This window comes from Rufibacter ruber (assembly GCF_001647275.1).
Classification (GTDB): Bacteria; Bacteroidota; Bacteroidia; order Cytophagales; family Hymenobacteraceae; genus Nibribacter; species Nibribacter ruber_C.
The window spans coordinates 91,613-113,987 of sequence record NZ_LRMM01000005.1 but is presented as its reverse complement, the minus strand read 5'-3'; the positions used below and the strand labels follow the sequence as shown (position 1 = coordinate 113,987).

The window sequence follows — 22,375 nt, the reverse complement described above, 5'->3', positions numbered from 1 at the left end:
AACCGGTGCCAGTTGGCAGTGCAGAAGACCAATGTGAATAAAGCAGAGTAAAAGCTATTTTCGGGCTGTTTTTCAGAAAATAGCCCGAAAACGCCGCACCAAGAAAAGACTGTTCTTCTAAATTACTTAGTTTGCAGAATGGCTAGAAAGCAGCACATCCAGCAGTTTTTGAAAGGCTCTCTCTGGTCAGGACTCTCTACGGTGGCCCGGGCGGGGAGTTCATTGGTGGTCAATAAGCTGTTTGCCATCTATTACGGCCCCAGCGGGATCACCTTGCTGTCGCACTTTCAGGGGCTGATCGCTATTCTGACCACCCTTCCCAACAGCGGGGTGAACGTGGGGCTGATCAGGCACCTGGCCCAGGAAGATGTGGGGCGGCCGCGCTACCAGTCCTTTTTCTGGACCGGGCTGTGGCTCAGCCTTCTTTCCTTTGTGGCGGTGCTGGCCACCGTGCTGGGGTTCCCTGACTTCTTCCTGAACCGGTTTAACTTAGATGCCCTGCTCCAGGGGAGCGGCTGGTACCCCTTGCTTCTGGTGGGGTTGTTCCTGTTGTTGCTGCTGTACCTCTTCGGGTTGTCAGTGCTGCTGGCCCGCCAGTTCCTAAGGCTGTACGTGGGGTTGGTGCTGTTGGTGAGTACTGCTACGGTGGCTATAATCTGGATGGCGGTGGGGGAGTTGCCTTTGCCAGCAGTGCTGTGCCTTTTTTTAGCAGGCCAGGCCGTGGGCGGTTTGGCGGCGGCGGCAATGGTATTTCAGAAACGCCTGGTCCCTGCCTGGCAGGTCAAACCCGAAAAGGAGACCTTGCGGGAACTGGGGAAATTTATTTTGATGGGGGTTTCCACCCTGGTTGGCGCTAAGTTTTCAGATTTTCTGGTGCGGGAAATTGCCATGCACCGCTTCTCGCTGCATGATACGGGGCTGTGGCAGACGGTGGTAAAAGTGTCAGATAATTATACGCTCGCCTATACCTCTATCTTGGGTATGGTGTATTACCCAAAGATTGCGGCCCTTCTCCCCCGGGAAGAGGAATTGAAAAAGTACGTGCGCACCATCTTCTTTACGCTGGCCCCGTTGCTGGCGGCAGGCCTGCTGTTGGTGTATCTATTAAGGCGGTTTTTGTTGGTCTTACTGTTCAATGAAGACTTTCTGCCCGCCCAGGACCTGTTCAATTACCAGTTGCTGGGTGATTTATTCAAAATGGTGGCGTGGGTGCTGTCTTATGTGGTGGCGGTAAGGGCGCAGGTGCGGTTGTACATTGGGGTGCAGCTGGTTTCGCCATTGGTGTATTTCCTGCTGGTGCTCACGTTAATCCCTCTCTTGGGCATTGAGGGCCTTACCGTGGCCTATGCCATTGACTGGGCGCTGTTCCTGCTGTTCCACCTGTATCTGTTCCGGTCTTACTTTTTCTCAAAATGAACGCTCCCCTGGTATCTGTGATTTGCCTGTGCTACAACCATGGCCGCTTTCTCAGGCAGGCCCTGGATTCTGTGCTGGGGCAGACGTACCCCAACCTGGAGATCCTGGTGGTAGATGACCTGAGCTCTGATGACAGTGTGGCTATTATTGAGGAGTACGTGCAGCGGTATCCTTTTATCCAATTCCTTCGGCACCGGCAGAACAAAGGCAACTGCTATTCATTCAATGAAGCGTTCAGGTGGAGCAAAGGAGACTACGTGATAGACTTCGCCACTGATGATGTGCTGCACCCGGAGCGGGTGACCCGGCAGGTGGCCGCCTTTGCCGCCCTGCCCCCTGACTACGGGGTTCTATACACAGACGCTGACCTGATAGATGAGGCCTCTCATCTGTTGGGCCGGTTTTACCAGCGGAGCAAAGACGGTGCTCTTTCCCCGGCTCCCGCCCAGGGGGACGTGTTTGCGCAGGTGCTGAGCAGGTACTTTATTTGCCCGCCCACCGTCATGGTAAAGCGCAGGGTGCTGGAGGAGCTGAACGGATATGACGCTTCATTGGCGTATGAGGACTTTGATTTCTGGGTGCGGTCATCCAGGAACTGGAAATTCCATTTCCTGGACCAGGTGCTCTGCCAGCGCCGCATGCACCCCCATTCGCTCTCCCGGCAGCTGTATAAAAAAGGCGACCAACAGCTGGCCTCCACCATTCAGGTAATCAGAAAGGCGCAGCAACTGGTGCAGAACCCCGCAGAGCGGAAAGCCTTGCAACGCCGCATCAGGTATGAAGCCAGGCACGCTTATCTCACCGCCAATTACAGGCAGGCCGCAGAACTACTCAGTATTTTGCAGGAGGAAGGCGGCGTGGGGGCCTCTGACAGGGTTTTGCAGCAACTGGTGCGTTACCGGGTTCCGTTGCAGTTTGTCAGGAAGTGGTACCACCGCTGGAGGTACGGGCGTAGCGGTGCATGAAGTTGGTGATGACCTGCGTGAACACTGCATCTACCCCCATGCCGGCACCACTCTGGATAGAGCCGGAGTTCAGCACCGCGTGTTGCGGGGAAAGTTCTGTAACCGTGATTTCGCCCCCGCCTTCTCCGTTCCATTCTTTGTGACCGGGCTGATAGACTGCCCTTTCTTGGGAGGTGGCGGCTTTGTTCAGCCCTTTGGCTAACACCACCGTGTTAGCGGGACTGCACCAGGTGGTTTTGTCTGTCTCATCGCCGCAGATAGGGAGCCCGTCTAAGCCCTTTTCTCCAAAAAGCTGCCCCCGGGTGACGTGAGACCCGGAGAAAAGCCAATGTTCTGGGGTGAGCACCTGGTACGGGGCATAGGAGTTCATGCCGGCCTCAGAAAACTGTGCGCCTAAAAGTGTGGCTTCAGGGGCAGAGGTGTGGCGCCAGAGACAGCCCCGTTCAGGTTCATGTTCAAAGAATGCGCCGTCTTTCCTGCATTCCAGCTGGGTGAAGCTGTTGTGCCAGCGCACCTGCCAGTAAAGCTGATTTCCGCCCAGGGCGATCAAACTGATTTTTTTCCGCTGCACCAGGTCTTTGAGCGTGTGGTACATCTTTTGGGTAAAATATTCAGCGTGGTACGCCAGCACAATCACTTTGTAAGACTGGAAACGCTGAGGGTGCGCCTCCAGAAAATAATCTGGCAACAGATCTGCCTGGTACTTCTCTGCAAACCAATGGTAGAGGTGGCTCTCTATCTGGAGGTCATGCTGGTGGCTGGTGGTGCGGTGGTAGGTGAGGGCGGTATTGGGTCTAAGCGTAGAGACATAGGGCACCGCTTCTGCGGCAACGGCATTGCGGTAGAAAGACTGGCCACCGTAGGCGTTGTAAGCTTGCCACGTGGAAACCGGAGCTAAAACGGCCACCTCAGCTGTGGGGGAGGGAGAACTCACCAGAAAATGGATTTCTGAAGCCAACCCGCCCAAACGGTTGTTAAGGAATGCCCGGTAATACCCTTGTGGGCTCTGGGCCGGGAGGGTAAAGGTCCAGCTTGGCGTCCAGTTGCAGCCGTGTTGGGCCTCCTCCAGGGTCTCCTGCTGTAGAAGGAGGCCAAAAGAATGTTCGTGCAGGGTTTGCCAGTTGGCCTGGGGGGTGCGGTATTGCAGAAGCAGCAGGTTGTTTTCCTGCAGTGCTTTGAGGTGAAATGTCACCGTTTGCCCAGGTGCATAGCAGAGGCGGTCTGTATAGCCTTCTAACGGTTGGGGCACCATGTCTGGAGTGACGGTGTCTTGCACGGGAGCAGGCTTATAGAACAGGCGCCACCGCAAGAGCCGTAGTTTTCCCACTACCCCCAGCAGACGGCTTGAGCGCAGAAATACCTTAAACATCAGATACCTGTTTCTTTATAGCCTGCGGTGTAGCCACAAAAATAATTTCCTGCTGCCCCAGACGTAGGCGGTACTGTTCTTCCGGGGTACGGGTGAGGGCGTATTCTACCGCTTCTACAGCAAACCCCTGGGCAGCCACCCGTTGGGCAAAATCAGGGCCGTAGTTCCGGAAACGGTCGGCCTGGCCGTAGGCGTGTAACCGCTGCGTGGGCGTATGGGCATCAGGCTGTTCTAAGGTTTTGGCAAGAGCGGCATGCATGCGGTCCTGGAGCAAGAGCCTGCCGCCTGGCCGCAGCACCCGTCTCAGCTCCTGTAGCGCCTGCAGGTCATTGGGCACGTGGGCCAGAACATGGGAACAGAGGATCAGGTCAAAAGAGGCGTCTGCGTAGGGAAGCGCCTGTATGTCTACCTTGTCCATGGCCACCGGCGACTCCAGATCAGCGCTGCGGTAGTTCAGGTTTTTGAACTGTTTGAGTTTTTTCTGCAGAATAGGCTCAGGGGCCATGTGGAGAACGGTAAAAGATTGCCGGTCAATGTGCAGTTCTTCCAGCAGGTACAGCCACAGCAACCGGTGGCGCTCAACGGTGTGGCACCGGGGGCAAAGCGCCTGCGGCCTTCTCTCCCCTTTGTTCCCGAAGGGCAGGAACGTTCTATAGGAGTGCTCGCAAAGCGGACAATACACCTTGCGCCCTGTGTACAGCCAGCTCCTGGTTTGCCAGAACAGTTGCCTGAGGGCAAACCGGGCAGCGGGGGGAAGTAGTTTCTTGAACAGGAACATGGGCAAAAGCGTATTCCCAAAGATAAAGACCCGAAACCATTTCTTCTGCATAGGGTGGCTTATGTCAACCCAGATGTTATTTTTACGTAGGCATAAGTTCAGTTCTGGTCATAACCGGGGCTGTGTGCTGGTTTCAGGGAGGCAAGTCAGGGCGTTCTACTTGAAAGTTAGTATATTTGTCTTTCTATATCTTGTTTCTTATGATTTCTAATATTGCCGCCACCCGTTCTGAGGTGATGAAATACCTGGAGAACTTCCTGGAAGAAAAGCTTCCGGAATTTCTGAAATCTGTGGAAGACAGCTGGCAGCCCGCTGATTTTCTGCCTGATGCCCGTTTTGATAATTTCTTTGACGAGTTACGTGACCTGAAGGAACGTGCCCGTGAACTGTCTTATGACCTGCTGGCCGTCTTGATTGGCGATACCATCACTGAAGAGGCGCTGCCCACCTATGAAAGCTGGATCATGAGCATCAAAGACGTGAGCCGTGACCCAGACGGCCCCTGGATGCGCTGGAACCGTGGCTGGACTTCAGAGGAGAACCGCCACGGGGATCTTTTGAACCGCTACCTCTACCTGACCGGCCGCATAGACATGCGCCAGATGGAAGCCTCTACCCAATACCTCATTGCCGACGGCATGGACATCAAAACCGATGATGACCCGTACCGCAGCTTTGTGTACACCTCCTTTCAGGAAACGGCCACCAACGTATCGCACCGCCGTGTAGGCGCCCTGGCCAAGCAGGCCGGGGAGACCGTGCTGGCCCGTATCTGTAACCACATTGCCGCTGACGAGGGGCGTCACGCCAAAGCCTACAAGTCTTTTGTGAAGAAGATCTTTGAGGTGGACCCTTCTGAGATGATGCTCGCCTTTGAAGACATGATGCGCAAAAAGATTGTCATGCCCGCGCACTACCTGCGTGAACTAGGCATTGACCAGGGGCAGACCTTCGGGCATTTCACAGACGCCGCGCAGCGCATTGGTGTGTACACCTCTAATGACTACGTGGAGATCATGGAAACCCTCATCAGAGAGTGGAAAATCACCAGCGTCACAGGCCTTAACTCAGCCGGGGAGCGCGCCCGCGACTACATCATGGCCCTGCCTAACCGCCTTCGTCGCGTGGCTGACCGGGTGAAAGTACCAGAGCTGCAATACAAGTTCAAATGGATTGACAGTTAGAAACAGGCTGTTTTTGACCTGTTTTTGTGAAAATAGACCAAAAACGCCCCACAAGAAATTGTGGGGCGTTTTTGTTTTCATGTAGGTTAGTTGGAGATAATGACATTGATTATAGTTTTCCACTTATCCCTATTAATTGCATTTGGTTGTACTCGCTTATCTTAGGCAACATGTAATGCGAGGATGATACAGCGTGATGCTCTTCTAAACAAGGGTGAGGAAATTATTGGAATGAAGATCCTTGCTTCGCGATTTTGTTTTCAACTAACAGATTGGGTAACAGAAATTAGGAATACGTAAGGAAGTGTATCAACTTCCGGATTAGGACCCACAAGTTACGCTAGCGCTAAACTTGCGTGAGAGGTAGATGAAGTAAGTCTTACTTTCCGTTTTCGGCCTCGTTTCCTAAAACGAGCACAAAAACGTACTTCCCTTTTCACCAAACTTACTCATCTTTACCTTTATAAATCTTCAAATCAGCTCCCCACCACCTGCACGCCCTTCCAGAATGCCACGAAACCTTCAATTTCTTTGGCGGCTTCTTCGGTTTGGGGGTAAGTCCAGGCGGCGTCTTTGTTCTCAAAGGTGCCTACTTGTATATTAAAATAGCTGGCTTCTCCTTTCCAGGGGCAGGTAGAGTGGCGGTCGCTTTGGTGGAAGTAGTCCCATTGCAGGGAACTGGGCGGAAAATAATGGTTCCCTTCCACTTCAATCGTCTCTTCACTTTCGGCTAAAACCGTATTTTTCCAGATGGCACGCATAGATAGGTAAGTTGGTATTCTCTAAGAAACTGATTAGAATCTTCTAAGATTGTGTACTAAGTTGCCACCAGAAGGTTGCTTTGCGTAAGAACCAAATGCTTTCCTCGTTGTTGTATAGGAGACACGGGAGGGAAGCACAAGCTACGCAAGGTTGGCAGCAAGAACATGAGGAACTTCCCGCATTGCTCTTTCTCCCCAATGCAGGCGGAACGCCAAATACAGAATTAACAGTTAAAAGAAATGGCAGCCGGATATAGATTCACCCAATTCGTACCTGAGGAAACCACTGAGAAGGGCTTTGAGCCGCTGCTCAAGATTTTCCTCCAGTTAATTACGCTCACCGCCGGTGACGTGGCTGAAGCCATGTCCTGGATGAGTGAGCTGGACAAGCAATACAAACTCACCGATGACCGCTACGGTTTGGGCGACTTCTTTGAAGACCTCAAGAAGAACGGCTACATTGATGACAAAGGACCAGACGGCCAATTCAACCTGCAGGCCAAAGGTGAGCAGCGCATCCGTAAAAGTGCGCTGGAAGAAATCTTCGGGAAGCTGAAGAAAGGCGGCCGCGGCAACCATGCCACGCCTAAAACCGGCATTGGCGATGAGCCTTCCGCCGACAGGCGCGAGTTCCGGTTTGGCGATGCTCCCGAACAGATTGAGCTTACTGAGTCCATCAGGAACGCGCAGATTGCCCACGGCCTCTCAGAGGATTTCTTCCTCACCGAGAATGACCTGGAGGTAACCGAGCGGGAGCACAAGACCCAGACCAGCACCGTGCTCATGATTGACATTTCGCACAGCATGATCCTGTACGGCGAAGACCGCATTACGCCCGCCAAAAAGGTAGCCATGGCCCTGGCCGAACTGGTCAAGATCAAGTACCCCAAAGACAACCTGGACATCATTGTGTTTGGCAATGACGCCTGGCAGATCAGCGTGAAAGACTTGCCGTACCTCATGGTGGGCCCGTACCACACCAACACGGTGGCGGGACTGGAGCTGGCCATGGATTTACTCCGGAGAAGAAAAACCAGCAACAAGCAGATCTTCATGATCACCGACGGCAAACCCACCTGTCTGAAAGAAGGTCTGAAGTACTATAAAAACAGTTTCGGGCTGGATAGAAAGGTGGTGAACAAAACGCTGAACCTGGCGGCCCAGTGCCGAAGACTGCACATCCCTATCACCACCTTTATGATCGCCTCAGACCCCTACCTGCAGGAGTTTGTGGAGGAATTCACCCAGGTCAACAACGGCCAAGCCTACTACAGCAGCCTCAAAGGCCTGGGGAACCTAGTGTTCAGAGACTACGGAAGGAATAAGAAGAAGCGGATGTAAGGCACGTTAGGCATGAAGAGAGATGTTCCTATTAGATTTAGCTATTCTGAAACCGCAGACACGGGGATTGCAAATCCCCGACAGAGTGGTTCGGGATTATAAATCCCGAACAGCGAAGATGTGGAAATCTGGAGATGGGCACTTCTTACATCAAGCCTTCGTGGAAATTGACTTTGCATTTAAAATTTATCCCGCATCAGGTGGTTGATAAAAAATGTCAGTATCTGATCGTCCCCCTTTGAAGGGGGTAGGGGGATGATAAGGGCGGAGGAAGAGGCAAAAAGCTCTAACAAAGCAGATGGAAACCTATAAGAGTAGCGGGAACGCTATTATCAGCACGAGTAATCATCCCCCTACCCCTTCAAAGGGGAACGGAATGCGTACAGGAAGATATGGGAAGGATCAATTTTAAGAAGGTGGCTAAGGTAGATTCGCCCTTGGGAAAGGATTGTCCTAAATAAAGGTTGAAAGGGCGAACGAAAACGTACAAAGACGAGGCACCAGCAGATTTACGCATTCCAGATATTCCCCTCCTCGGAGGGGTAGGTTAATGGGCCAGCCACCGCTTCACCGCCAGCTCAAAAGACCTCGCAGCGTCTTCAAGACCTGCGAGTGTCTGCGCCAACTTCCGTTTCTGAGCTATTTTCCTAAAAACAGCCCCGAAACAGAAAACTACTCAGCAACCGTTTTACGCTTAATGAAATACGAAGCAATGCTCAAAAGACCACCTACCGCAATAAAACCTAAGGCCAGTTCAGGAAAGGCTGTTTTAGTCAGACACATGCCTATGCCGGCCAAAACCAGAAGGCGGGCCAGCACCATGAAAACAGAGGGGACGGTTAAATGACGCATAGCGGTATCCATTAGTGATATACCTAAGATACGATTTTTTCAGCAATAGTGAAATGAAGCTTCAAATGCTTAACCAGAGAAAATCAGCTGACTTCTGTTTTAAGCCTGTTTTCCAAAAAGTAGCTCAAAAACGGAAGTAGGAGTTACTCCTTGTTTTGATTCACGGCACGTCTACGCAAATAGCCGCCAATGAGGCCCAGCACCACGCCAACACCCAGCAAGGTATACCCTAAGGGTCGGTCTATGACGTGAAAAATACGTAATAGGGCACTAATGATCACGAGGGCGGCGCCAATGGCGGTGAAAACTAAAGCGGTGGCAACTGGTTTCATACATTAAAGGTACGCGTTCACCTCAAAAGAGCGTTCTGTTTTTGGCTTGTTTTTCTGAAAACAGCCCGAAAACTCTAATAACTAAAACTGTCAACCAATAACTACGAATGCTTTATTCAGATATACCTGCAGAACAACTGCACAAGATCAAGACCCTGGGCCAGCTAAAGGCCGCCGGCTATGCCCCGAAGAGCGTGAAAGAGGAACTCCGCGCCAACCTCATCAAGAAACTGAGCAGCGGCGAAGAAGTGTTCCCCGGCATTTACGGCTACGAGGAAACGGTGATCCCAGACCTGCAGCGCGCCATCCTGAGCCGCCACCACATCAACCTGCTGGGCTTGCGCGGGCAGGCCAAAACCAGAATTGCCCGCCTGCTGGTGCAACTGCTAGATGAGTACGTGCCCGTGGTGGCCGGTTCTGAGCTGAATGATGACCCGCTGCAGCCCCTTTCCCGCTTCGCGAAAGACCAGGTGGCCCAGCACGGCGATGATACTGCGGTTACATGGCTGCACCGTGACGAGCGCTACACCGAGAAACTGGCCACGCCCGATGTCTCGGTGGCTGACCTCATCGGCGACGCCGACCCGATCAAAGCCGCCACGTTGAAGCTGCCGTACTCAGATGAGCGGGTGATCCACTTCGGGCTGATCCCGAGGGCGCACCGCGGCATTTTCGTGATCAATGAGCTGCCAGATTTACAGGCGCGCATTCAGGTGTCACTGTTCAATATTCTGCAGGAAGGTGACATTCAAATACGCGGTTTCAAGATCAGGCTTCCGCTGGACATCCAGTTTGTGTTCACCGCCAACCCAGAGGATTATACCAACCGCGGCTCTATTGTGACCCCGCTCAAAGACCGCATTGACAGCCAAATTATCACGCATTACCCCAAAAGCATTGAGATTGGCAAGCGCATCACCAAGCAGGAAGCCCGCATCACCAAGGCGCAGAATGACCGCGTGAAAAGCCATGAACTGATTCATGACCTGGTAGAGCAGATTGCCTTTGAGGCCCGCGAAAGTGAGTTTGTAGACGCCAAAAGCGGTGTCTCGGCCCGTCTGACCATCTCTGCGTATGAAAGCGTGGTGAGCGCCGCAGAACGGCGGGTGCTGCTCAACGCCGAGCCGCAGACCCACGTGCGCATCGCTGATTTTCTGTCCGCGGTTCCCGCCGTTACGGGGAAAGTAGAACTGGTGTACGAGGGCGAGCAGGAAGGCGCTAGTGGGGTTGCTTACCGGTTAATGGGAAAGGCCATCAGAACACAGTTTCTGAACTATTTCCCGGACCCAGACAAATTCAAGAAGCAGAAAGAGAAAGACCCATACAAGAAAATCAGCGCGTGGTTCTCAGATGGCCACACCTTAGATTTGCTCAATGATGCCTCAGACGCCGAGTACAAGCGCGTGCTCAACCAGGTGCCCAGCCTTTCTGAGGTGGTAGACAAGTATCTGCCCAATGTCAAAGACGAAGCCGAGCACCTCTTCTTCATGGAGTTCTGCCTGCACGGCCTCTCTGAATACAGCCTCATCTCCCGCAACCGCCTCACCGCCGGCCTGCAGTTCAAAGACCTGCTCAGCAGCATGTTCTCAGGCGGCGGCTTCAGCTTAGAAGAAGACGAGGAGGACGAAGACAATGACCGTTTTTAAGCTGTTTTTCGAAAACTAGCTCCAAAACAGAAGGCCGAGGCACAAGCTTCGGCCTTCTGTTTTTATTGGAGATTCTGTACCTTAAGTAGTCTAAGTTCTGGGATAGAAATAATCTTACATTTTTCTTCTCTCTGTCATTCAAAAAGGACCTAGGCTGCGAACGGCAGTTGCTGTCAAGAAGAGCTTATCTAGTTCGCTCACTGTTCCCTAAGATCCTTTTAGGATGACAAAATGATGAATAATTTAATTTGTCTAATTACATTGTAGTATTCAGCCAAACTAATCATTTGCTAAACGTTAATTCCGCTTTCAATTACTATGAAAAAAGAGCTCGTCACCCAGTACATTCAGGCCTATAACAACTTTGATGTGGAAGGAATGCTGGCAAATCTGCATGATGAAATTGTCTTTAAGAACGTCTCTGCGGGCGAGGTAAACCTGCAACTTCTGGGGCTTTCTGCCTTCAAAGCGCAGGCTGAGCAGGCAAAAAGTTTTTTCAGCCAACGGGAACAAAAAATTACGTCCCTTGAAGAATCAGCCGACAAGGTGGAGGTCAACATCGCCTACAGCGGCGTCTTGGCGGTTGACCTTCCTGATGGCCCCCAGGCTGGTGAACGTTTGGAAATGGAAGGCAAATCAATTTTTGGTTTCAGAGACGGCAAGATTATCTCCATAGAAGATATCTCTTAGAGGTAAAAACTTCTTGGTATGTAAAAGCGAGCGGGATCTCCAACAACATTCTTCCAGAGGAGCGAGTAAAAAAGCAGGAACCAACCCTGCCGCTCATGGAGAGTTTTTTCCTTACCGCACTTCCGCTTTTGGGGCTGATGCTCATTCATGTGTTTGCTGATAGGCTGAAGTTTCTGGAGGGCGTGCCCAGAAGCGTCTGGCTGTCGGGGGCGGGCGGGGTGTCGGTGGCGTATGTGTTTCTGCACCTGTTCCCAGAGTTGCAGGAAGGGCAGGAGCACGTGCAGGAAGCCGCCCAAAACCAAAATATTTCCTTCTTGAAACACCATATGTACCTCATGGCGCTGCTGGGGCTGGTCATCTTCTACGGGCTGGAACGCATGGCCATCAAGTCGAGGAACGGGGGCAAGGGTGCGGCAGACGCCTCGCCGCCCGCCGTTTTCTGGGTGCATATCCTTTCATTTTCGCTCTACAACGCCTTGATCGGGTACCTGCTGCACGAGCAGGAGGAGCGGTCAACGCAGGAGGCGGCCTTTTATTTTGTGGCCATGGCGCTCCATTTTCTGGTGAATGACTTCGGACTGCGGGAGCACCACAAACAGAAGTACCGGCACGTGGGGCGCTGGTGTCTGGTAATTGCCCTGGCCGCTGGCTGGGCTACCGGGCTGGTGGTGCAGGTCTCAGAGGCGGCTACGGCGTTGCTCTTGGCGTTTCTGGCAGGGGGCGTGGTGCTCAACGTGCTCAAAGAAGAGCTGCCTGAAGAACGGAAAAGCAGGTTCTCGGCTTTTCTGCTGGGGGTGGTGGCGTACTCTGCGCTTCTGTTACTTCTGTAGCCTTCGGCTCAAAACTTATGCTTAATTTGTGCCCTCGTCTTGGTCACGGTTGACCAGGGAACCATCTCTTACGTACCCCATGCTGCGCTACCTTTCCCATGCGGCCATCGATTTCCAGAAATGGGACGCCTGCCTGAACCGCTCGGTCAATGGCATGATCTACGGTTTTTCCTGGTACCTGAACATTATATCACCCAAATGGGAAGCTATTGTCAAGGAGGACGCAGGGGAGTACGTGGCCATCATGCCCGTTCCCGCGGCGCGGAAGTTTGGGATGCGGTACGTGCGGCAGCCGTTGTTTGCCCATCAACTGGGTGTGTTCTACCAGCAGCCATTCACCACAGAAGAATGGCAACAAGCGGCTCATCTGCTGGGGAAACGGTTCAACCTGGTGTCCAGCTACGCCTTTAACACGGGCAACGCGTTCATTCCGGGAGGAGTTTTCACTGGTTTTAACTGCAGCACCTTCACCACCTACCATCTTGATCTGGCGCAAGGCTACGAGCGCATTGTTTCGGGGTACCGCAAAGACAGGCGGTGGCGCATCAACAAGGCCAAACGCAGCGGCCTCACCGTGCAGTCCAGCACCAATATAGACCGCATCATCTCCATCTTCCATGAGTATATAGCCCCTAAAATTGCGGGGGTGATAGGCGAAGCCTATGAATACAGACTGCTGCGGCAACTGTACCAGGAGGCAAACCAGCGCGGCATGGCGCAAATGTTCGCGGCGGTTGACGCGCAGGGGCAGGAGCAGGCCATGGGGCTTTTCTTTTTCTTCAACCGCCAGATTATTTACATCTTCAACAGCTCCACCACTCAGGGCAAGCGCCTGGGGGGCATTCCCCTGCTGGTGGATTTCGTGCTGCAGAAATTTGCGGGGCAGGATTATATTTTTGACTTTGAGGCGCCCGAAGTTGATCCCATCTCAGATTTCTACAGCAGTTTTGGGTCAGAGAAAGCGCATTTTCTGTCCATCTCCCGCAATCACCTGCCCGCCCCGGTGCAGTGGGTTAAACATCTGCGCATGCAGTTCTACCGCTGGAAGAACGGTTCAGTCTAAAGGTAGCGTGCTGCTGATTTGGGGTTTCTGTTTTCGGCCTGTTTTTACAAAAATAGCCGGAAAACGCAACGTCTTCCGGCTATTAGAGCTGTCTTTCAACAAGAGTAAGTTCGTGAACTATAGCTTGTCAGGAAAATTAGGCTTCGTTTACCACAATCTTCTCAATGCGGTCACCAGCTTTGATGTCATCAATCACATCCAGGCCTTCTACCACTTTGCCAAAGCAGGTGTGGTTGCGGTCCAGGTGAGCGGTGTTGTTGCGGCTGTGGCAGATGAAGAACTGGGAGCCGCCGGTGTTGCGGCCGGCATGGGCCATAGACAGCACGCCGCGGTCATGGTACTGGTTTCCGCCGGTCAGCTCACAGTCAATCTTGTAGCCGGGTCCGCCGGTGCCGGGCATGCCTTTAGAACCTTCGCGGCTGTTAGGGCACCCCCCCTGAATCACAAAGTCAGGAATCACGCGGTGAAACGTGAGGCCGTCATAAAAGCCTTCTTTGGCCAGTTTGGTAAAGTTTTCAACCGTTTTAGGGGCATCCTGCTCGTAGAACTCTACTTTCATCACGCCCTTCTGGGTATGGATTTCTGCGGTTTTCATGATAAATATGTGCTTTTGGTTTGATACGCTCCCGGCTTAAAGAGGAAACCCCTCCCTGCAACGGAAGCTAGTTCCTGCAAAGGTACGTATTTTTATGGCGTTCCGCCGAAGGAGGGGACCGCGGTAGAGCCTTCCCGTAAATGGTAAGGGGGCTGCGGGCGGCACGGGCTGAGCCCAGGGCGGTTTTCTGTTTCTGGCCTGTTTTTTCAAAAACAGGCCAGAAACGCCACCTAAGCCTAAGGGCTTTCTGGGAAAAGAAAAGGGAGAGCGCGGTCCCAACCCAGAAACAGATTTCGTACTTTGGCCCCATGGAGTATCTTGCCATCTACAATGCCCAGAATGAGCCTTTGCAACAGACGCTGCCGCGGCGGCAGGTGCATGAGTTGGGGCACTGGCACCGCACGGCGCAGATTTTTGTACACCACCCGGAACAAGGCTATCTCTGCCATCGGCGCAGCCGGCACAAAGATTTGTTCCCCTCGCTCTGGGATATCAGCATTGGCGGCCACCTGAGCCCCGGCGAGTCGTATGAAACCTGTGCCGCCCGGGAGTTGAGTGAGGAACTGGGATTGGCTGTTACCCCGGCTGACGTACGCTTTGTGGCCGTCATGTCTATTGATGGCCAGGACGAGCAGGCGCAACTGCTGGACAGGGAGCACGCCGGTATTTTCCTGTACCAGACCCAACGGGAGGCGCAGTCCTTTGAATTTCAGCGGGAGGAGATAGAGGTGGTGCAGTATGTGCCTGTGCGCCAATTGGTAGGAGAACTGCAGGTCCCTGAACCTGTGAGGGCCTTTATCCCGCTGCAGACCCAGTTTCTGGAGATGTTGCAGCTGGTTCAGGAGCTGGTGCTCAAGCCATAAGGGGAGTGTGCTATTGGGCCGGGTACGGGGGGAGTTTCCAGCGTTTACCTACTAGTTTGTAGAGGCGCCTGGTGAGGCCTGGTAGCTGGTCAAATCTGCGCTTGTCTACAATCAGCTCGCGGGGGTCTATCACCCCCATTTGGGGAATAATCTGTTGGTACGGCTGCCCCTGGTGAGACCGGAAGAACGCGTTCAGCAGCTCCCTGAACTCTTTGAAGTCCCAGTAATGGAAGATTTCCTGGGTTGCGCAGTAAAGGGGGGCTTGAGCCCCCTGGGCTAAATGGAAGGAGAAGGCCATTTGCTCAATAATGTGCTTGGGAAACAACCGGTAGAGGCGGTCTGTGGTAGAAAGAACCTGCTCTACTACAGAGGCATCTTCTGTGCGCAACCCCAGCACTCCGGCATTGTACATGGTCATGTGCGGAGAAATCCCTGTCTGCCGCGCGCTCAGGAACTTGTACACCTTCTTAAAGATCAGGTTCTTCTGTGTAGAGACCACCCCTTCGTTCTCGTGCATGACAAACGTGTGCCCCTTCTCAATCAGCTCAAACAGGGGCTCAATCTTTTGGTTGAACACCGTGTCTGTGTCCAGGTAAAGCAGGCTGCCGGTATGGGTGGAAATAAAATCTCTCAGCACCATGATTTTTACGCGGTGCACAAAGTCCTGCGGCCCCCGCCATTCCTGTATCTGGGCGGCAGAGAGCTGGCGGTAGGCAATTGTCTCTGGCAGGAACTGCCGCAGGTAAGCTTCGTTGTCTGTATAGACAACCACCTGGCAGGGGAGGCCCGCCGGGTAAAGCTTTAACAGGGAGTACAGGGAATACAGAAGTTCATGAAGAATATCTTCTTTGCCATACGCCTGGTAAATGAGGTGCCTCTGCATGTTGAGCTGTTGTTCCGGTGAAAAATTGGGTTGCGAAGGAAGGAGTGAACGGGTTACCGGTGAGAATCTTCTTCGTGCAGCAGGCTCAGATAGCTTTCATAGCGCGGCAACGCAATCTTGCCCTGCTTCACGGCCGCCTGCACCGCGCAGCCGGGTTCGTTCACGTGCAGGCAGTTGTGAAAGCGGCATTGGTTCAGGCGTTCCCGCATCTCAGGGAAAAAATGCCCTATCTCTTCCCGTTTCATCTCCACCACGCCTAATTCTTTAATGCCGGGGGTATCAATCAGGTAGGTGTCTGGGCCAACTTCAAACATCTCGGCAAACGTGGTGGTGTGCACGCCTTTGTCTGAGAAGGCGGAGATCTCTGAGGTTTTCAGTTCCAGGTCTGGCACCAGCGTGTTGACCAGCGTGCTTTTGCCTACGCCTGAGTGGCCAGAGAACAAGGTGACGTTGCCGGTAAGCAGCTCCCTGACCTGCGGCAGCCCCTCTCCCGTGTGGGCTGAGCAGGTAAAGCAAGCGTAACCAATCTGGCCGTAGAGCTGTACTACCTGGCTCAGGTAATTCAGGGCCTCCTGGTCATAAAGGTCAATCTTGTTGAAGATCAGCGTAGCCGGAATGTCATAGGCTTCTGCCGTTACCAGAAAACGGTCAATAAACCCAAACGACGTGCGCGGCGACACCAGGGTCACTACCAGAAACGCCTGGTCCAGGTTAGAGGCTACAATGTGCGCATGGTGGGCTTTGTGGGTAGATCTCCTGATGATGTAGTTGCGGCGGGGGGCAATCTGGGTGATCACCCCCTGGTGCATTTCGCCCTCATCTTCCATGGTGACCTCATCGCCCACGGCAATGGGGTTGCTGACCTTGAGCCCTTTGCTTTTGAATTTTCCGCGCAGGCGGCATTTGTACAGCTGCCCGTTGGTGTGGGAGCGTACCAGGTACCAAGAGCCGGTAGATTTTACAACTGTGCCTGTCATGCCTTGGGCAAAGGTAGCCAATATTCCAATGCCGTTAAGATACGTTGGGAGGCTCCGGCCTGTTTTTGCAGATATTCCTGCGCTTTGGATTGGATGCGGTTCTTTTCTGCCGGGTTTTTCTGCAGCCTTTCAAAGATTGCGCTGAGTTCACCGGTGCTTTTCACCGGAAAGGCCACCCCAGCCTCCGCCAGATCTATGGCCTCCTGGAACTTCGCATATTTGGGGCCGAAGAAAATGGGCGGGCCAAAGACGGCCGGTTCCAGAGTGTTGTGCAACCCGGTTTTAAACGCCCCGCCCACATACGCATAGTCAGCGTACTGGTACAGGGAGGAAAGCATGCCTATGTTATCTATGAGCAGGATCTGGTGCCGCGCCACGGTCTGCGCGTCTGCCTGGGAAAACCTGACCGCCTGCTGAGGGAACCGGGTTTCAATTTCACGCAGCTCCCGCTCCCTGATTTCATGGGGAGCTAGGATGAACTTGAGGTGCGGCAGGTGCTGCTGCATGAACGGGAGCAGTACTTTCAGGTCTTCTGGCCAGCTGCTGCCCACCACCATCACCGGCGAACTGCCCTTGAAGGCGGCTGCCACCGGAATGGGGGCGGCGCTGGCGGCCGTCTGCAACACGCGGTCAACGCGTGTATCACCGGCAGTACTCACTTTGCTGAAGTTCAGGGAGGAAAGCAGCGTGGCAGACTCCTGGTTCTGGGTGTAGATGTGGAAAAAACGTTCCAGAATTCTGCGGTAGAATGCCCCACGCTTCCTGAAGTAGATCTGGTTGGGCCTGAAGATGGCTGAAACTGAGAACAGCGGGATGTGGAGCTTCTTTAAAGCCTTGGTAAAGTGGTGCCAGAACTCATACTTGACAAAAACGGCCATCTTAGGCTTAACCAGCTGCACAAACCGGCGGGCATTCTCTTTGGTGTCTAAAGGCAGGTAGCAGATGTAGTCAGCCCCCGGGTAATTTTTTCGCACCTCATAACCAGACGGGGAAAAGAAAGTAAGCAGAATCTTGTACTCCGGGTGCCGTTCCCTGAAGCCTTCAATCAAGGGTCTGCCCTGCTCAAACTCGCCCAGGCTGGCACAGTGAAACCAGATGACGGGGGCTTTGTTGTCTTTGAAGGCCTTCTCCAGGTTTTCAAAGAGCTGGCTCCGGCCTTGCTGCCACTTGGCAGCCTTGGCATGAAAGGGAGACGCCAGACTTACCCCTAACCTATACGCTCTGATTCCTACGTTGTAAAGAAATTTTGACATACTATTTAGTGTTTGCCCTTTCCCGTGGCCGGTAAAGCCAAAGGGCAGGGAACGTATGGTTTGTACAAAGATACGCGTCACCCAAGCCTCTAACCATTTTTTTTCCTTTTATTAAAAAGTGAAATTTTAAGAAGGTGCGTCAAGGTGAATCTGGAGAAGGGGGAGGAGGTAGCAGTAGTAGCACCATGCCGCTCTTGTTTGAACAGAGCCTGCATAAAAAAGCCCCTGTACGGGACAGGGGCTTTTCTTAGATAAATGCCAGGTGTAATTAGTGGCTGGCCAGGTAGTTGGAGACACCTTCACGGGTGGCTTCCATGCCTTCTTTGCCTTCTTCCCAGTTGGCAGGGCACACTTCACCTTTCACCTCAAAATACTGCAAGGCGTCAACCATGCGCAGCGCCTCATCAATGCTACGGCCCAAAGGCAGGTCATTCACTACCTGGTGGCGCACAATGCCTTGCTTGTCAATCAGGAACAGACCACGGTAGGCAACGGGCTCACCGTTGAACACCATTTCGCCTTCTTCATTGTAGTCATAGTGGCCGGCCAGAACGTCAAAGTTAGACGCAATGGTTTTAGCCGTGTCAGCTACCAGCGGGTAGGTAACACCTTCAATACCACCACGGTCACGCGGCGTGTTCAACCACGCCCAGTGCGAGAAGTGGGAGTCAATGGAGCAACCTACCACGGCTACATTCTTACGTTTGAAATCTTCCAGACGGTCTTGGAACGCAATGATCTCCGTTGGGCACACAAATGTGAAATCTAACGGGTAAAAGAAGAAAACAACGTGTTGCTTTCCAAGGTATTGGTCTAATGAGAAATCTTCTACAAACTCACCGTCTGCAACGGCGGTTGCCTTGAACGAAGGAGCTTTTTTACCTACTAAAACTGCCATGGTTAATTGTTAAATAAAAATTTCTATGGGTTTAAGCCGGTTTGCTACCAAATGTTTGGCAGCAAACGCAAATCTGGTGCAAAGGTACAACGCACAACGGTATGCCGCAATAAAGAGAGGTATGGTTAAGGCAACTAACCGCCTGGTGCAAAGGGGGGCTTTATGGGAAAAACGCTATTGCCTGCCGCTGCTTTTCCTTTTTTTCATTGCCTCTTTGGCAATAACGGGACCGGGTACTAAACCCGCTTTGGCTGACCTGGCCGGTGGCCTTCTTGGGTAGGTTTCTTAGAGGGAGGCCAGCTCCAAGCCGTGGAGGGTTCCTGTTTTGGGGCTGTTTTTTCAAAAACAGCCCCAAAACAGGAGTAGATTACTTTCCTTTAAAAACCGGCTGGCGTTTCTCCACAAAGGCAGCCATGCCTTCGGTCTGGTCTTCTGAGGCGAACGTGAGGTAGAAGTTCTTGCGTTCAAAATGAAGGCCTTCCTCCAGGTGGGCCTCAAACGCCCGGTTCACAGATTCTTTGGCCAGCTTTACGGCCACCGGAGACAGCTGCGCAATTTCGCCGGCCAGCTTGAACGCCTCTTCCAGGTGCAGCTCTACCGGCACCACGCGGTTGACCAGACCGTGTTTTTCGGCCTCCCGGGCCGAGATGGATTTGCCGGTGAGCACCATTTCCATGGCTCTGGCTTTGCCAAGGGCGCGGGTGAGGCGCTGGGTGCCCCCGGCGCCGGGCATGACGCCAATCTTGATTTCGGGCTGGCCAAACTGGGCGGTCTCTGAGGCAATGATCATGTCACAGGTCATGGCCAGTTCACAGCCGCCCCCCAGGGCGAATCCGCTGACCGCGGCAATGAGGGGTTTCTTGGTTTTCTTGATCTGGTCCCAGGTAGAGAACTGGTCAATGTGGAGCATGTCAATGGCGGTTTTGTCGGCCATCTGCTTGATGTCTGCCCCGGCGGCGAAGGCCCGTTCATTGCCCGTGAGCACAATGGCCCGCACCTCCTCGTTCTGGTCCAGTTCTTTGAGGGCATCACGCAGTTCGGCCATGAGCTGGAGGTTGAGGGCGTTGAGTTCTTTGGGGCGGTTCAGTTGGATGAGGGCTACGTGCGGGCGCGCCTGCTGGGTGACTAAGATAAATTCCATGGTCTTTATGTAAATCAGTGGTGGTGTGTTTTAGGCTTGTTTTCTGAAAAATAGGCAAACAACAGACATTACCGGGCGGCGTGGGCCGGGCGGCAGACCAGCTGGTAGGTCTGGCGGCTGCGCTGCTCCAGCAGCACCTCTTTGCCCGTGGCTATTTTCTCCAGGCTCTCCTGGTCATAGTTCTTGATGGTGTACAGGTGCAGCGGCGAGTTGTAGAGCACGACAAACTCAGGGGTGAGTGCTTCAATAAGCCGGGGAACCCGCTGGGCATCATAATCTGTGCAGACTGAAAAGGAGATGGCCGAGTTCTGCATCATGTTGATCTTGAGCCGGTACTGGCTCAACGCCTGAAAAATGACGCTCAGGTTCTCCTCAGAGATAAACCCGAAGTCTTTGGTGTGGAACGAGAGCAGGCACTGGTTCTGCTTGAGAATGAAAGAAGGGGCAATGCGGCTGTGCTGGCAGTTCCAGATGACCGTGCCGGGTTCCTGCGGGTGCAGAAAGGATTTCACATACAGCGGTATGCAGCGCTTGGCCAGGGGCTGTACCGTTTTAGGGTGAATGATTGACGCCCCGTAATAGGCCATTTCAATGGCCTCCTGGTAGGCAATCTCCTCATACCGTATGGTCTCCTCAAACAGCTTGGGGTCTGCGTTCAGGAGCCCCGGCACATCTTTCCAGATAGTCAGGGACTGGGCCTGCAGGCAATAGGCGAAGATGGCGGCGCTGAAGTCTGAGCCTTCGCGGCCCAGGGTGGTGGTGGCGCCCTGCTCTGTTCCCGCAATAAACCCCTGCGTAATGACCGGCTGCTGTTCCAGGATTGCGGGAAGGTGGGCGTGTATCTGCGTCTCGGTCCATTCCCAGTCTACTTTCCCTTCACGCCAGGTACTGTCTGTCCTGATGTACTGCCGGCTGTCCAGCCACAGGTTGGCAAGGCCCTGCGCCTGGAGGAAATGGTGCAGAATGAGGCTGGAGAGCAGTTCCCCCATGCTGACAACCTGATCATAATGCCGGTCAAAATCATCTGGGCTAACGTTTGTTAGAATATCCTGCAACTCCTGAAACTGTTTGCCAACGGCTTCGTACACGGGGGCATCCTGCTGCGGGAACAGTTCCTGTAGAATGTTTAGATGGTACCGCTGGGAGTTCTGCAGCGTTTCTGTGTAACTTAGCCCCTGGTGGGCTAATTGAAACACCTCTTCTAACGCGTTGGTGGTCTTGCCCATGGCCGAGACAACTACCAGCGGCTTTTCTGCAGAAGAGAGGGCAGACAGGATCTGGAAGATGTTCCTAAAGGCTGCGGCGTCTTTGACTGAGGCGCCTCCAAATTTGTAAACAATCATTTAATATCGTAAAATTTAACAAATTTAAAATTTACCTGAGGAATAGCTCGGGTAAATTATTATTTTTGTAATAATCAATCCGTTCACAATACACTACTCTACTCCTATGACAATCAAAGAAGACTTAGCGCTCCCGGTGGGAACCACCCTTGACCGGTTTATCATGCGCAAGCAGGAGGACTTTCCTTTTGCTACCGGTGAACTGTCTCAGTTGTTGCGTGACATAGCGCTCGCCGCCAAAATCGTAAACCGTGCCATTAACCACGCCGGCCTTACAGATATAGGGGGAGCTTACGGAAAACAGAATGTGCAGGGCGAAGATCAGCAGAAATTAGATGTGGTGGCAAATATCCGGTTCATCAGAGCGCTGCGCAACGGGGGGGAGGTAGCGGCCATCATCTCTGAGGAGGAGGAAGGCATCATCCAGACCGGTAACATGAAAGGCAAGTACATTGTGGCCATTGACCCGCTGGACGGCTCCTCTAACATAGATGTGAATGTGTCTATTGGGACCATCTTCTCAATCTATCGCCGTACGTCTGAGTTGGGGACTGAAGGGAACCTGGAAGACTGTCTGCAGAAGGGGACTGAGCAGGTGGCGGCCGGTTACATCATCTACGGCTCCAGCACCATGCTGGTGTATACCACCGGGAACGGCGTGAACGGCTTCACCTATGAGAGCTCCCTGGGCGAGTTCTTCCTGTCACACCCCAACATCACCATTCCTAAGAAAGGCGAGATTTACTCTGTGAATGAAGGAAGCTTCAACCACTTCCCGGAAGGGGTGCAGCAATACATTGAGCTCTGCCGGGTACGCAACTACTCTGCCCGCTACATTGGCTCGCTGGTGGCAGACTTTCACCGAAACCTTATGAAGGGCGGGATCTACCTGTACCCCATCACCCAGAAATCACCGCTAGGCAAGCTGCGCCTGTTGTATGAGTGCAATGCCCTGGCCTTTATTGTGGAGCAGGCCGGCGGCAAGGCCTCAGACGGTCAGCGCCGTATTCTGGAAATTGAGCCGTATGAATTACACCAGCGCTGCCAGCTGTACATTGGCTCTACTGACATGGTGGAAGAGGTGGAGACGCTGCTGGTTGCCCGCGGGGTGCCTTCCCGCCACTCTCTGGCTTAACACCTGCCCTGTTTTAGGGCTGATTTCCTGAAAACAGGCCAAAAACAGAAAGGCCCCCGC

At 53.2% G+C, this 22,375-nt stretch carries 22 protein-coding genes; 10 read left to right on the top strand and 12 right to left on the bottom strand.

Translation table 11 applies throughout. From position 1 onward, the window contains the following. Positions 1-138 precede the first annotated feature (138 nt). Entirely contained in the window at positions 139-1,416 is a 1,278-nt protein-coding gene (locus A8O25_RS03585; RefSeq protein WP_066830932.1) for an MATE family efflux transporter, read from the top strand. Beyond that, entirely contained in the window at positions 1,413-2,381 is a 969-nt protein-coding gene (locus A8O25_RS03580; protein WP_066830930.1) for a glycosyltransferase family 2 protein, read from the top strand. Before A8O25_RS03585 ends, A8O25_RS03580 begins: the two co-directional genes overlap by 4 nt. On the opposite strand, the gene A8O25_RS03575 is transcribed toward A8O25_RS03580, so the two are convergent. Together A8O25_RS03575 and A8O25_RS03570 are read right to left on the bottom strand one after the other, a co-directional pair. Continuing rightward, positions 2,335-3,750 carry a N,N-dimethylformamidase beta subunit family domain-containing protein gene (locus A8O25_RS03575; protein ID WP_066830928.1) on the bottom strand — a complete coding sequence of 472 codons (1,416 nt, stop codon included), beginning with the start codon at positions 3,748-3,750 and terminating at the stop codon, positions 2,335-2,337. The two genes, A8O25_RS03580 and A8O25_RS03575, sit on opposite strands and share 47 nt — an antisense overlap. After that, complete coding sequence (locus tag A8O25_RS03570) at positions 3,743-4,579, bottom strand: class I SAM-dependent methyltransferase (RefSeq protein WP_066830926.1); 837 nt, start codon at positions 4,577-4,579, stop codon at positions 3,743-3,745. Before A8O25_RS03570 ends, A8O25_RS03575 begins: the two co-directional genes overlap by 8 nt. Before the next feature lie 149 nt (positions 4,580-4,728). On the opposite strand from A8O25_RS03570, the gene A8O25_RS03565 reads away from it, so the two are divergent. Then, on the top strand, positions 4,729-5,712 hold the full coding sequence (locus A8O25_RS03565; RefSeq protein ID WP_066830923.1) for an acyl-ACP desaturase: 984 nt from the start codon (positions 4,729-4,731) through the stop codon (positions 5,710-5,712). Positions 5,713-6,188: 476 nt separating this feature from the next. On the opposite strand, the gene A8O25_RS03560 is transcribed toward A8O25_RS03565, so the two are convergent. After that, positions 6,189-6,473, bottom strand: a complete 285-nt coding sequence (locus A8O25_RS03560) for a DUF427 domain-containing protein (RefSeq protein ID WP_066830921.1) — start codon at positions 6,471-6,473, stop codon at positions 6,189-6,191. 240 nt (positions 6,474-6,713) lie between these two features. On the opposite strand from A8O25_RS03560, the gene A8O25_RS03555 reads away from it, so the two are divergent. Continuing rightward, positions 6,714-7,814, top strand: coding sequence for a vWA domain-containing protein (locus tag A8O25_RS03555; protein WP_066830919.1), 1,101 nt, complete (start codon positions 6,714-6,716; stop codon positions 7,812-7,814). Between the two features lie 672 nt (positions 7,815-8,486). Here A8O25_RS03555 and A8O25_RS03545 read toward each other — a convergent pair. Together A8O25_RS03545 and A8O25_RS03540 are read right to left on the bottom strand one after the other, a co-directional pair. Beyond that, positions 8,487-8,678, bottom strand: a complete 192-nt coding sequence (locus A8O25_RS03545; protein ID WP_066830916.1) for a hypothetical protein — start codon at positions 8,676-8,678, stop codon at positions 8,487-8,489. Between the two features lie 131 nt (positions 8,679-8,809). Continuing rightward, a complete protein-coding gene (locus A8O25_RS03540) occupies positions 8,810-8,998 on the bottom strand; it encodes a hypothetical protein (RefSeq protein ID WP_066830915.1) in 189 nt (62 codons plus the stop codon). A 107-nt stretch (positions 8,999-9,105) separates the two neighbouring features. Here A8O25_RS03540 and A8O25_RS03535 point away from each other — a divergent pair, with 107 nt between their 5' ends. The 4 genes from A8O25_RS03535 to A8O25_RS03520 all read left to right on the top strand — a co-directional run bounded on the left by A8O25_RS03535 (position 9,106) and on the right by A8O25_RS03520 (position 13,227). Beyond that, positions 9,106-10,644 carry a sigma 54-interacting transcriptional regulator gene (locus A8O25_RS03535; RefSeq protein ID WP_066830914.1) on the top strand — a complete coding sequence of 513 codons (1,539 nt, stop codon included), beginning with the start codon at positions 9,106-9,108 and terminating at the stop codon, positions 10,642-10,644. Between the two features lie 318 nt (positions 10,645-10,962). Beyond that, positions 10,963-11,334 (top strand): nuclear transport factor 2 family protein, encoded by a 372-nt coding sequence (locus A8O25_RS03530; RefSeq protein WP_066830913.1) that lies wholly within the window; start codon positions 10,963-10,965, stop codon positions 11,332-11,334. Positions 11,335-11,429: 95 nt separating this feature from the next. Beyond that, entirely contained in the window at positions 11,430-12,164 is a 735-nt protein-coding gene (locus tag A8O25_RS03525) for a ZIP family transporter (RefSeq protein WP_066830911.1), read from the top strand. A 79-nt stretch (positions 12,165-12,243) separates the two neighbouring features. Beyond that, complete coding sequence (locus A8O25_RS03520) at positions 12,244-13,227, top strand: hypothetical protein (protein ID WP_066830909.1); 984 nt, start codon at positions 12,244-12,246, stop codon at positions 13,225-13,227. 136 nt (positions 13,228-13,363) lie between these two features. On the opposite strand, the gene A8O25_RS03515 is transcribed toward A8O25_RS03520, so the two are convergent. Then, positions 13,364-13,822, bottom strand: coding sequence for a peptidylprolyl isomerase (locus A8O25_RS03515; RefSeq protein ID WP_066830907.1), 459 nt, complete (start codon positions 13,820-13,822; stop codon positions 13,364-13,366). Positions 13,823-14,130: 308 nt separating this feature from the next. Here A8O25_RS03515 and A8O25_RS03510 point away from each other — a divergent pair, with 308 nt between their 5' ends. Next, positions 14,131-14,685 (top strand): NUDIX hydrolase, encoded by a 555-nt coding sequence (locus A8O25_RS03510; protein ID WP_161947688.1) that lies wholly within the window; start codon positions 14,131-14,133, stop codon positions 14,683-14,685. Positions 14,686-14,695: 10 nt separating this feature from the next. On the opposite strand, the gene A8O25_RS03505 is transcribed toward A8O25_RS03510, so the two are convergent. The 6 genes from A8O25_RS03505 to A8O25_RS03475 form a co-directional block, all read right to left on the bottom strand. Beyond that, positions 14,696-15,568, bottom strand: a complete 873-nt coding sequence (locus A8O25_RS03505; RefSeq protein ID WP_066830904.1) for a hypothetical protein — start codon at positions 15,566-15,568, stop codon at positions 14,696-14,698. Positions 15,569-15,621: 53 nt separating this feature from the next. Next, the gene (gene rsgA, locus A8O25_RS03500) at positions 15,622-16,545 is read right to left on the bottom strand and encodes a ribosome small subunit-dependent GTPase A (protein ID WP_066830902.1); all 924 of its coding nucleotides are present in this window, start codon (positions 16,543-16,545) and stop codon (positions 15,622-15,624) included. Beyond that, entirely contained in the window at positions 16,542-17,798 is a 1,257-nt protein-coding gene (locus A8O25_RS03495) for a 3-deoxy-D-manno-octulosonic acid transferase (protein WP_066830900.1), read from the bottom strand. Before A8O25_RS03495 ends, rsgA begins: the two co-directional genes overlap by 4 nt. 268 nt (positions 17,799-18,066) lie before the next feature. Next, positions 18,067-18,696 carry a peroxiredoxin gene (locus tag A8O25_RS03490; RefSeq protein ID WP_066830898.1) on the bottom strand — a complete coding sequence of 210 codons (630 nt, stop codon included), beginning with the start codon at positions 18,694-18,696 and terminating at the stop codon, positions 18,067-18,069. A gap of 367 nt (positions 18,697-19,063) precedes the next feature. Then, positions 19,064-19,837 (bottom strand): enoyl-CoA hydratase-related protein, encoded by a 774-nt coding sequence (locus A8O25_RS03480; protein ID WP_066830895.1) that lies wholly within the window; start codon positions 19,835-19,837, stop codon positions 19,064-19,066. Positions 19,838-19,905: 68 nt separating this feature from the next. Then, complete coding sequence (locus A8O25_RS03475) at positions 19,906-21,180, bottom strand: aspartate kinase (RefSeq protein ID WP_066830893.1); 1,275 nt, start codon at positions 21,178-21,180, stop codon at positions 19,906-19,908. Positions 21,181-21,286: 106 nt separating this feature from the next. Between A8O25_RS03475 and fbp the strand changes: the two genes are divergently transcribed. After that, positions 21,287-22,315: a class 1 fructose-bisphosphatase gene (gene fbp, locus A8O25_RS03470; RefSeq protein ID WP_066830891.1), complete on the top strand. Its 1,029-nt coding sequence runs from the start codon at positions 21,287-21,289 to the stop codon at positions 22,313-22,315. The last annotated feature ends 60 nt before the right edge of the window (positions 22,316-22,375 follow it).

Coding starts and splice junctions, on each gene's coding strand:
- A8O25_RS03585 (WP_066830932.1), top strand. CDS start 139: ATGGCTAGAAAGCAGCACATCCAGCAGTTTTTGAAAGGCTCTCTCTGG.
- A8O25_RS03580 (WP_066830930.1), top strand. CDS start 1,413: ATGAACGCTCCCCTGGTATCTGTGATTTGCCTGTGCTACAACCATGGC.
- A8O25_RS03575 (WP_066830928.1), bottom strand. CDS start 3,750: ATGTTTAAGGTATTTCTGCGCTCAAGCCGTCTGCTGGGGGTAGTGGGA.
- A8O25_RS03570 (WP_066830926.1), bottom strand. CDS start 4,579: ATGCAGAAGAAATGGTTTCGGGTCTTTATCTTTGGGAATACGCTTTTG.
- A8O25_RS03565 (WP_066830923.1), top strand. CDS start 4,729: ATGATTTCTAATATTGCCGCCACCCGTTCTGAGGTGATGAAATACCTG.
- A8O25_RS03560 (WP_066830921.1), bottom strand. CDS start 6,473: ATGCGTGCCATCTGGAAAAATACGGTTTTAGCCGAAAGTGAAGAGACG.
- A8O25_RS03555 (WP_066830919.1), top strand. CDS start 6,714: ATGGCAGCCGGATATAGATTCACCCAATTCGTACCTGAGGAAACCACT.
- A8O25_RS03545 (WP_066830916.1), bottom strand. CDS start 8,678: ATGGATACCGCTATGCGTCATTTAACCGTCCCCTCTGTTTTCATGGTG.
- A8O25_RS03540 (WP_066830915.1), bottom strand. CDS start 8,998: ATGAAACCAGTTGCCACCGCTTTAGTTTTCACCGCCATTGGCGCCGCC.
- A8O25_RS03535 (WP_066830914.1), top strand. CDS start 9,106: ATGCTTTATTCAGATATACCTGCAGAACAACTGCACAAGATCAAGACC.
- A8O25_RS03530 (WP_066830913.1), top strand. CDS start 10,963: ATGAAAAAAGAGCTCGTCACCCAGTACATTCAGGCCTATAACAACTTT.
- A8O25_RS03525 (WP_066830911.1), top strand. CDS start 11,430: ATGGAGAGTTTTTTCCTTACCGCACTTCCGCTTTTGGGGCTGATGCTC.
- A8O25_RS03520 (WP_066830909.1), top strand. CDS start 12,244: ATGCTGCGCTACCTTTCCCATGCGGCCATCGATTTCCAGAAATGGGAC.
- A8O25_RS03515 (WP_066830907.1), bottom strand. CDS start 13,822: ATGAAAACCGCAGAAATCCATACCCAGAAGGGCGTGATGAAAGTAGAG.
- A8O25_RS03510 (WP_161947688.1), top strand. CDS start 14,131: ATGGAGTATCTTGCCATCTACAATGCCCAGAATGAGCCTTTGCAACAG.
- A8O25_RS03505 (WP_066830904.1), bottom strand. CDS start 15,568: ATGCAGAGGCACCTCATTTACCAGGCGTATGGCAAAGAAGATATTCTT.
- rsgA (WP_066830902.1), bottom strand. CDS start 16,545: ATGACAGGCACAGTTGTAAAATCTACCGGCTCTTGGTACCTGGTACGC.
- A8O25_RS03495 (WP_066830900.1), bottom strand. CDS start 17,798: ATGTCAAAATTTCTTTACAACGTAGGAATCAGAGCGTATAGGTTAGGG.
- A8O25_RS03490 (WP_066830898.1), bottom strand. CDS start 18,696: ATGGCAGTTTTAGTAGGTAAAAAAGCTCCTTCGTTCAAGGCAACCGCC.
- A8O25_RS03480 (WP_066830895.1), bottom strand. CDS start 19,837: ATGGAATTTATCTTAGTCACCCAGCAGGCGCGCCCGCACGTAGCCCTC.
- A8O25_RS03475 (WP_066830893.1), bottom strand. CDS start 21,180: ATGATTGTTTACAAATTTGGAGGCGCCTCAGTCAAAGACGCCGCAGCC.
- fbp (WP_066830891.1), top strand. CDS start 21,287: ATGACAATCAAAGAAGACTTAGCGCTCCCGGTGGGAACCACCCTTGAC.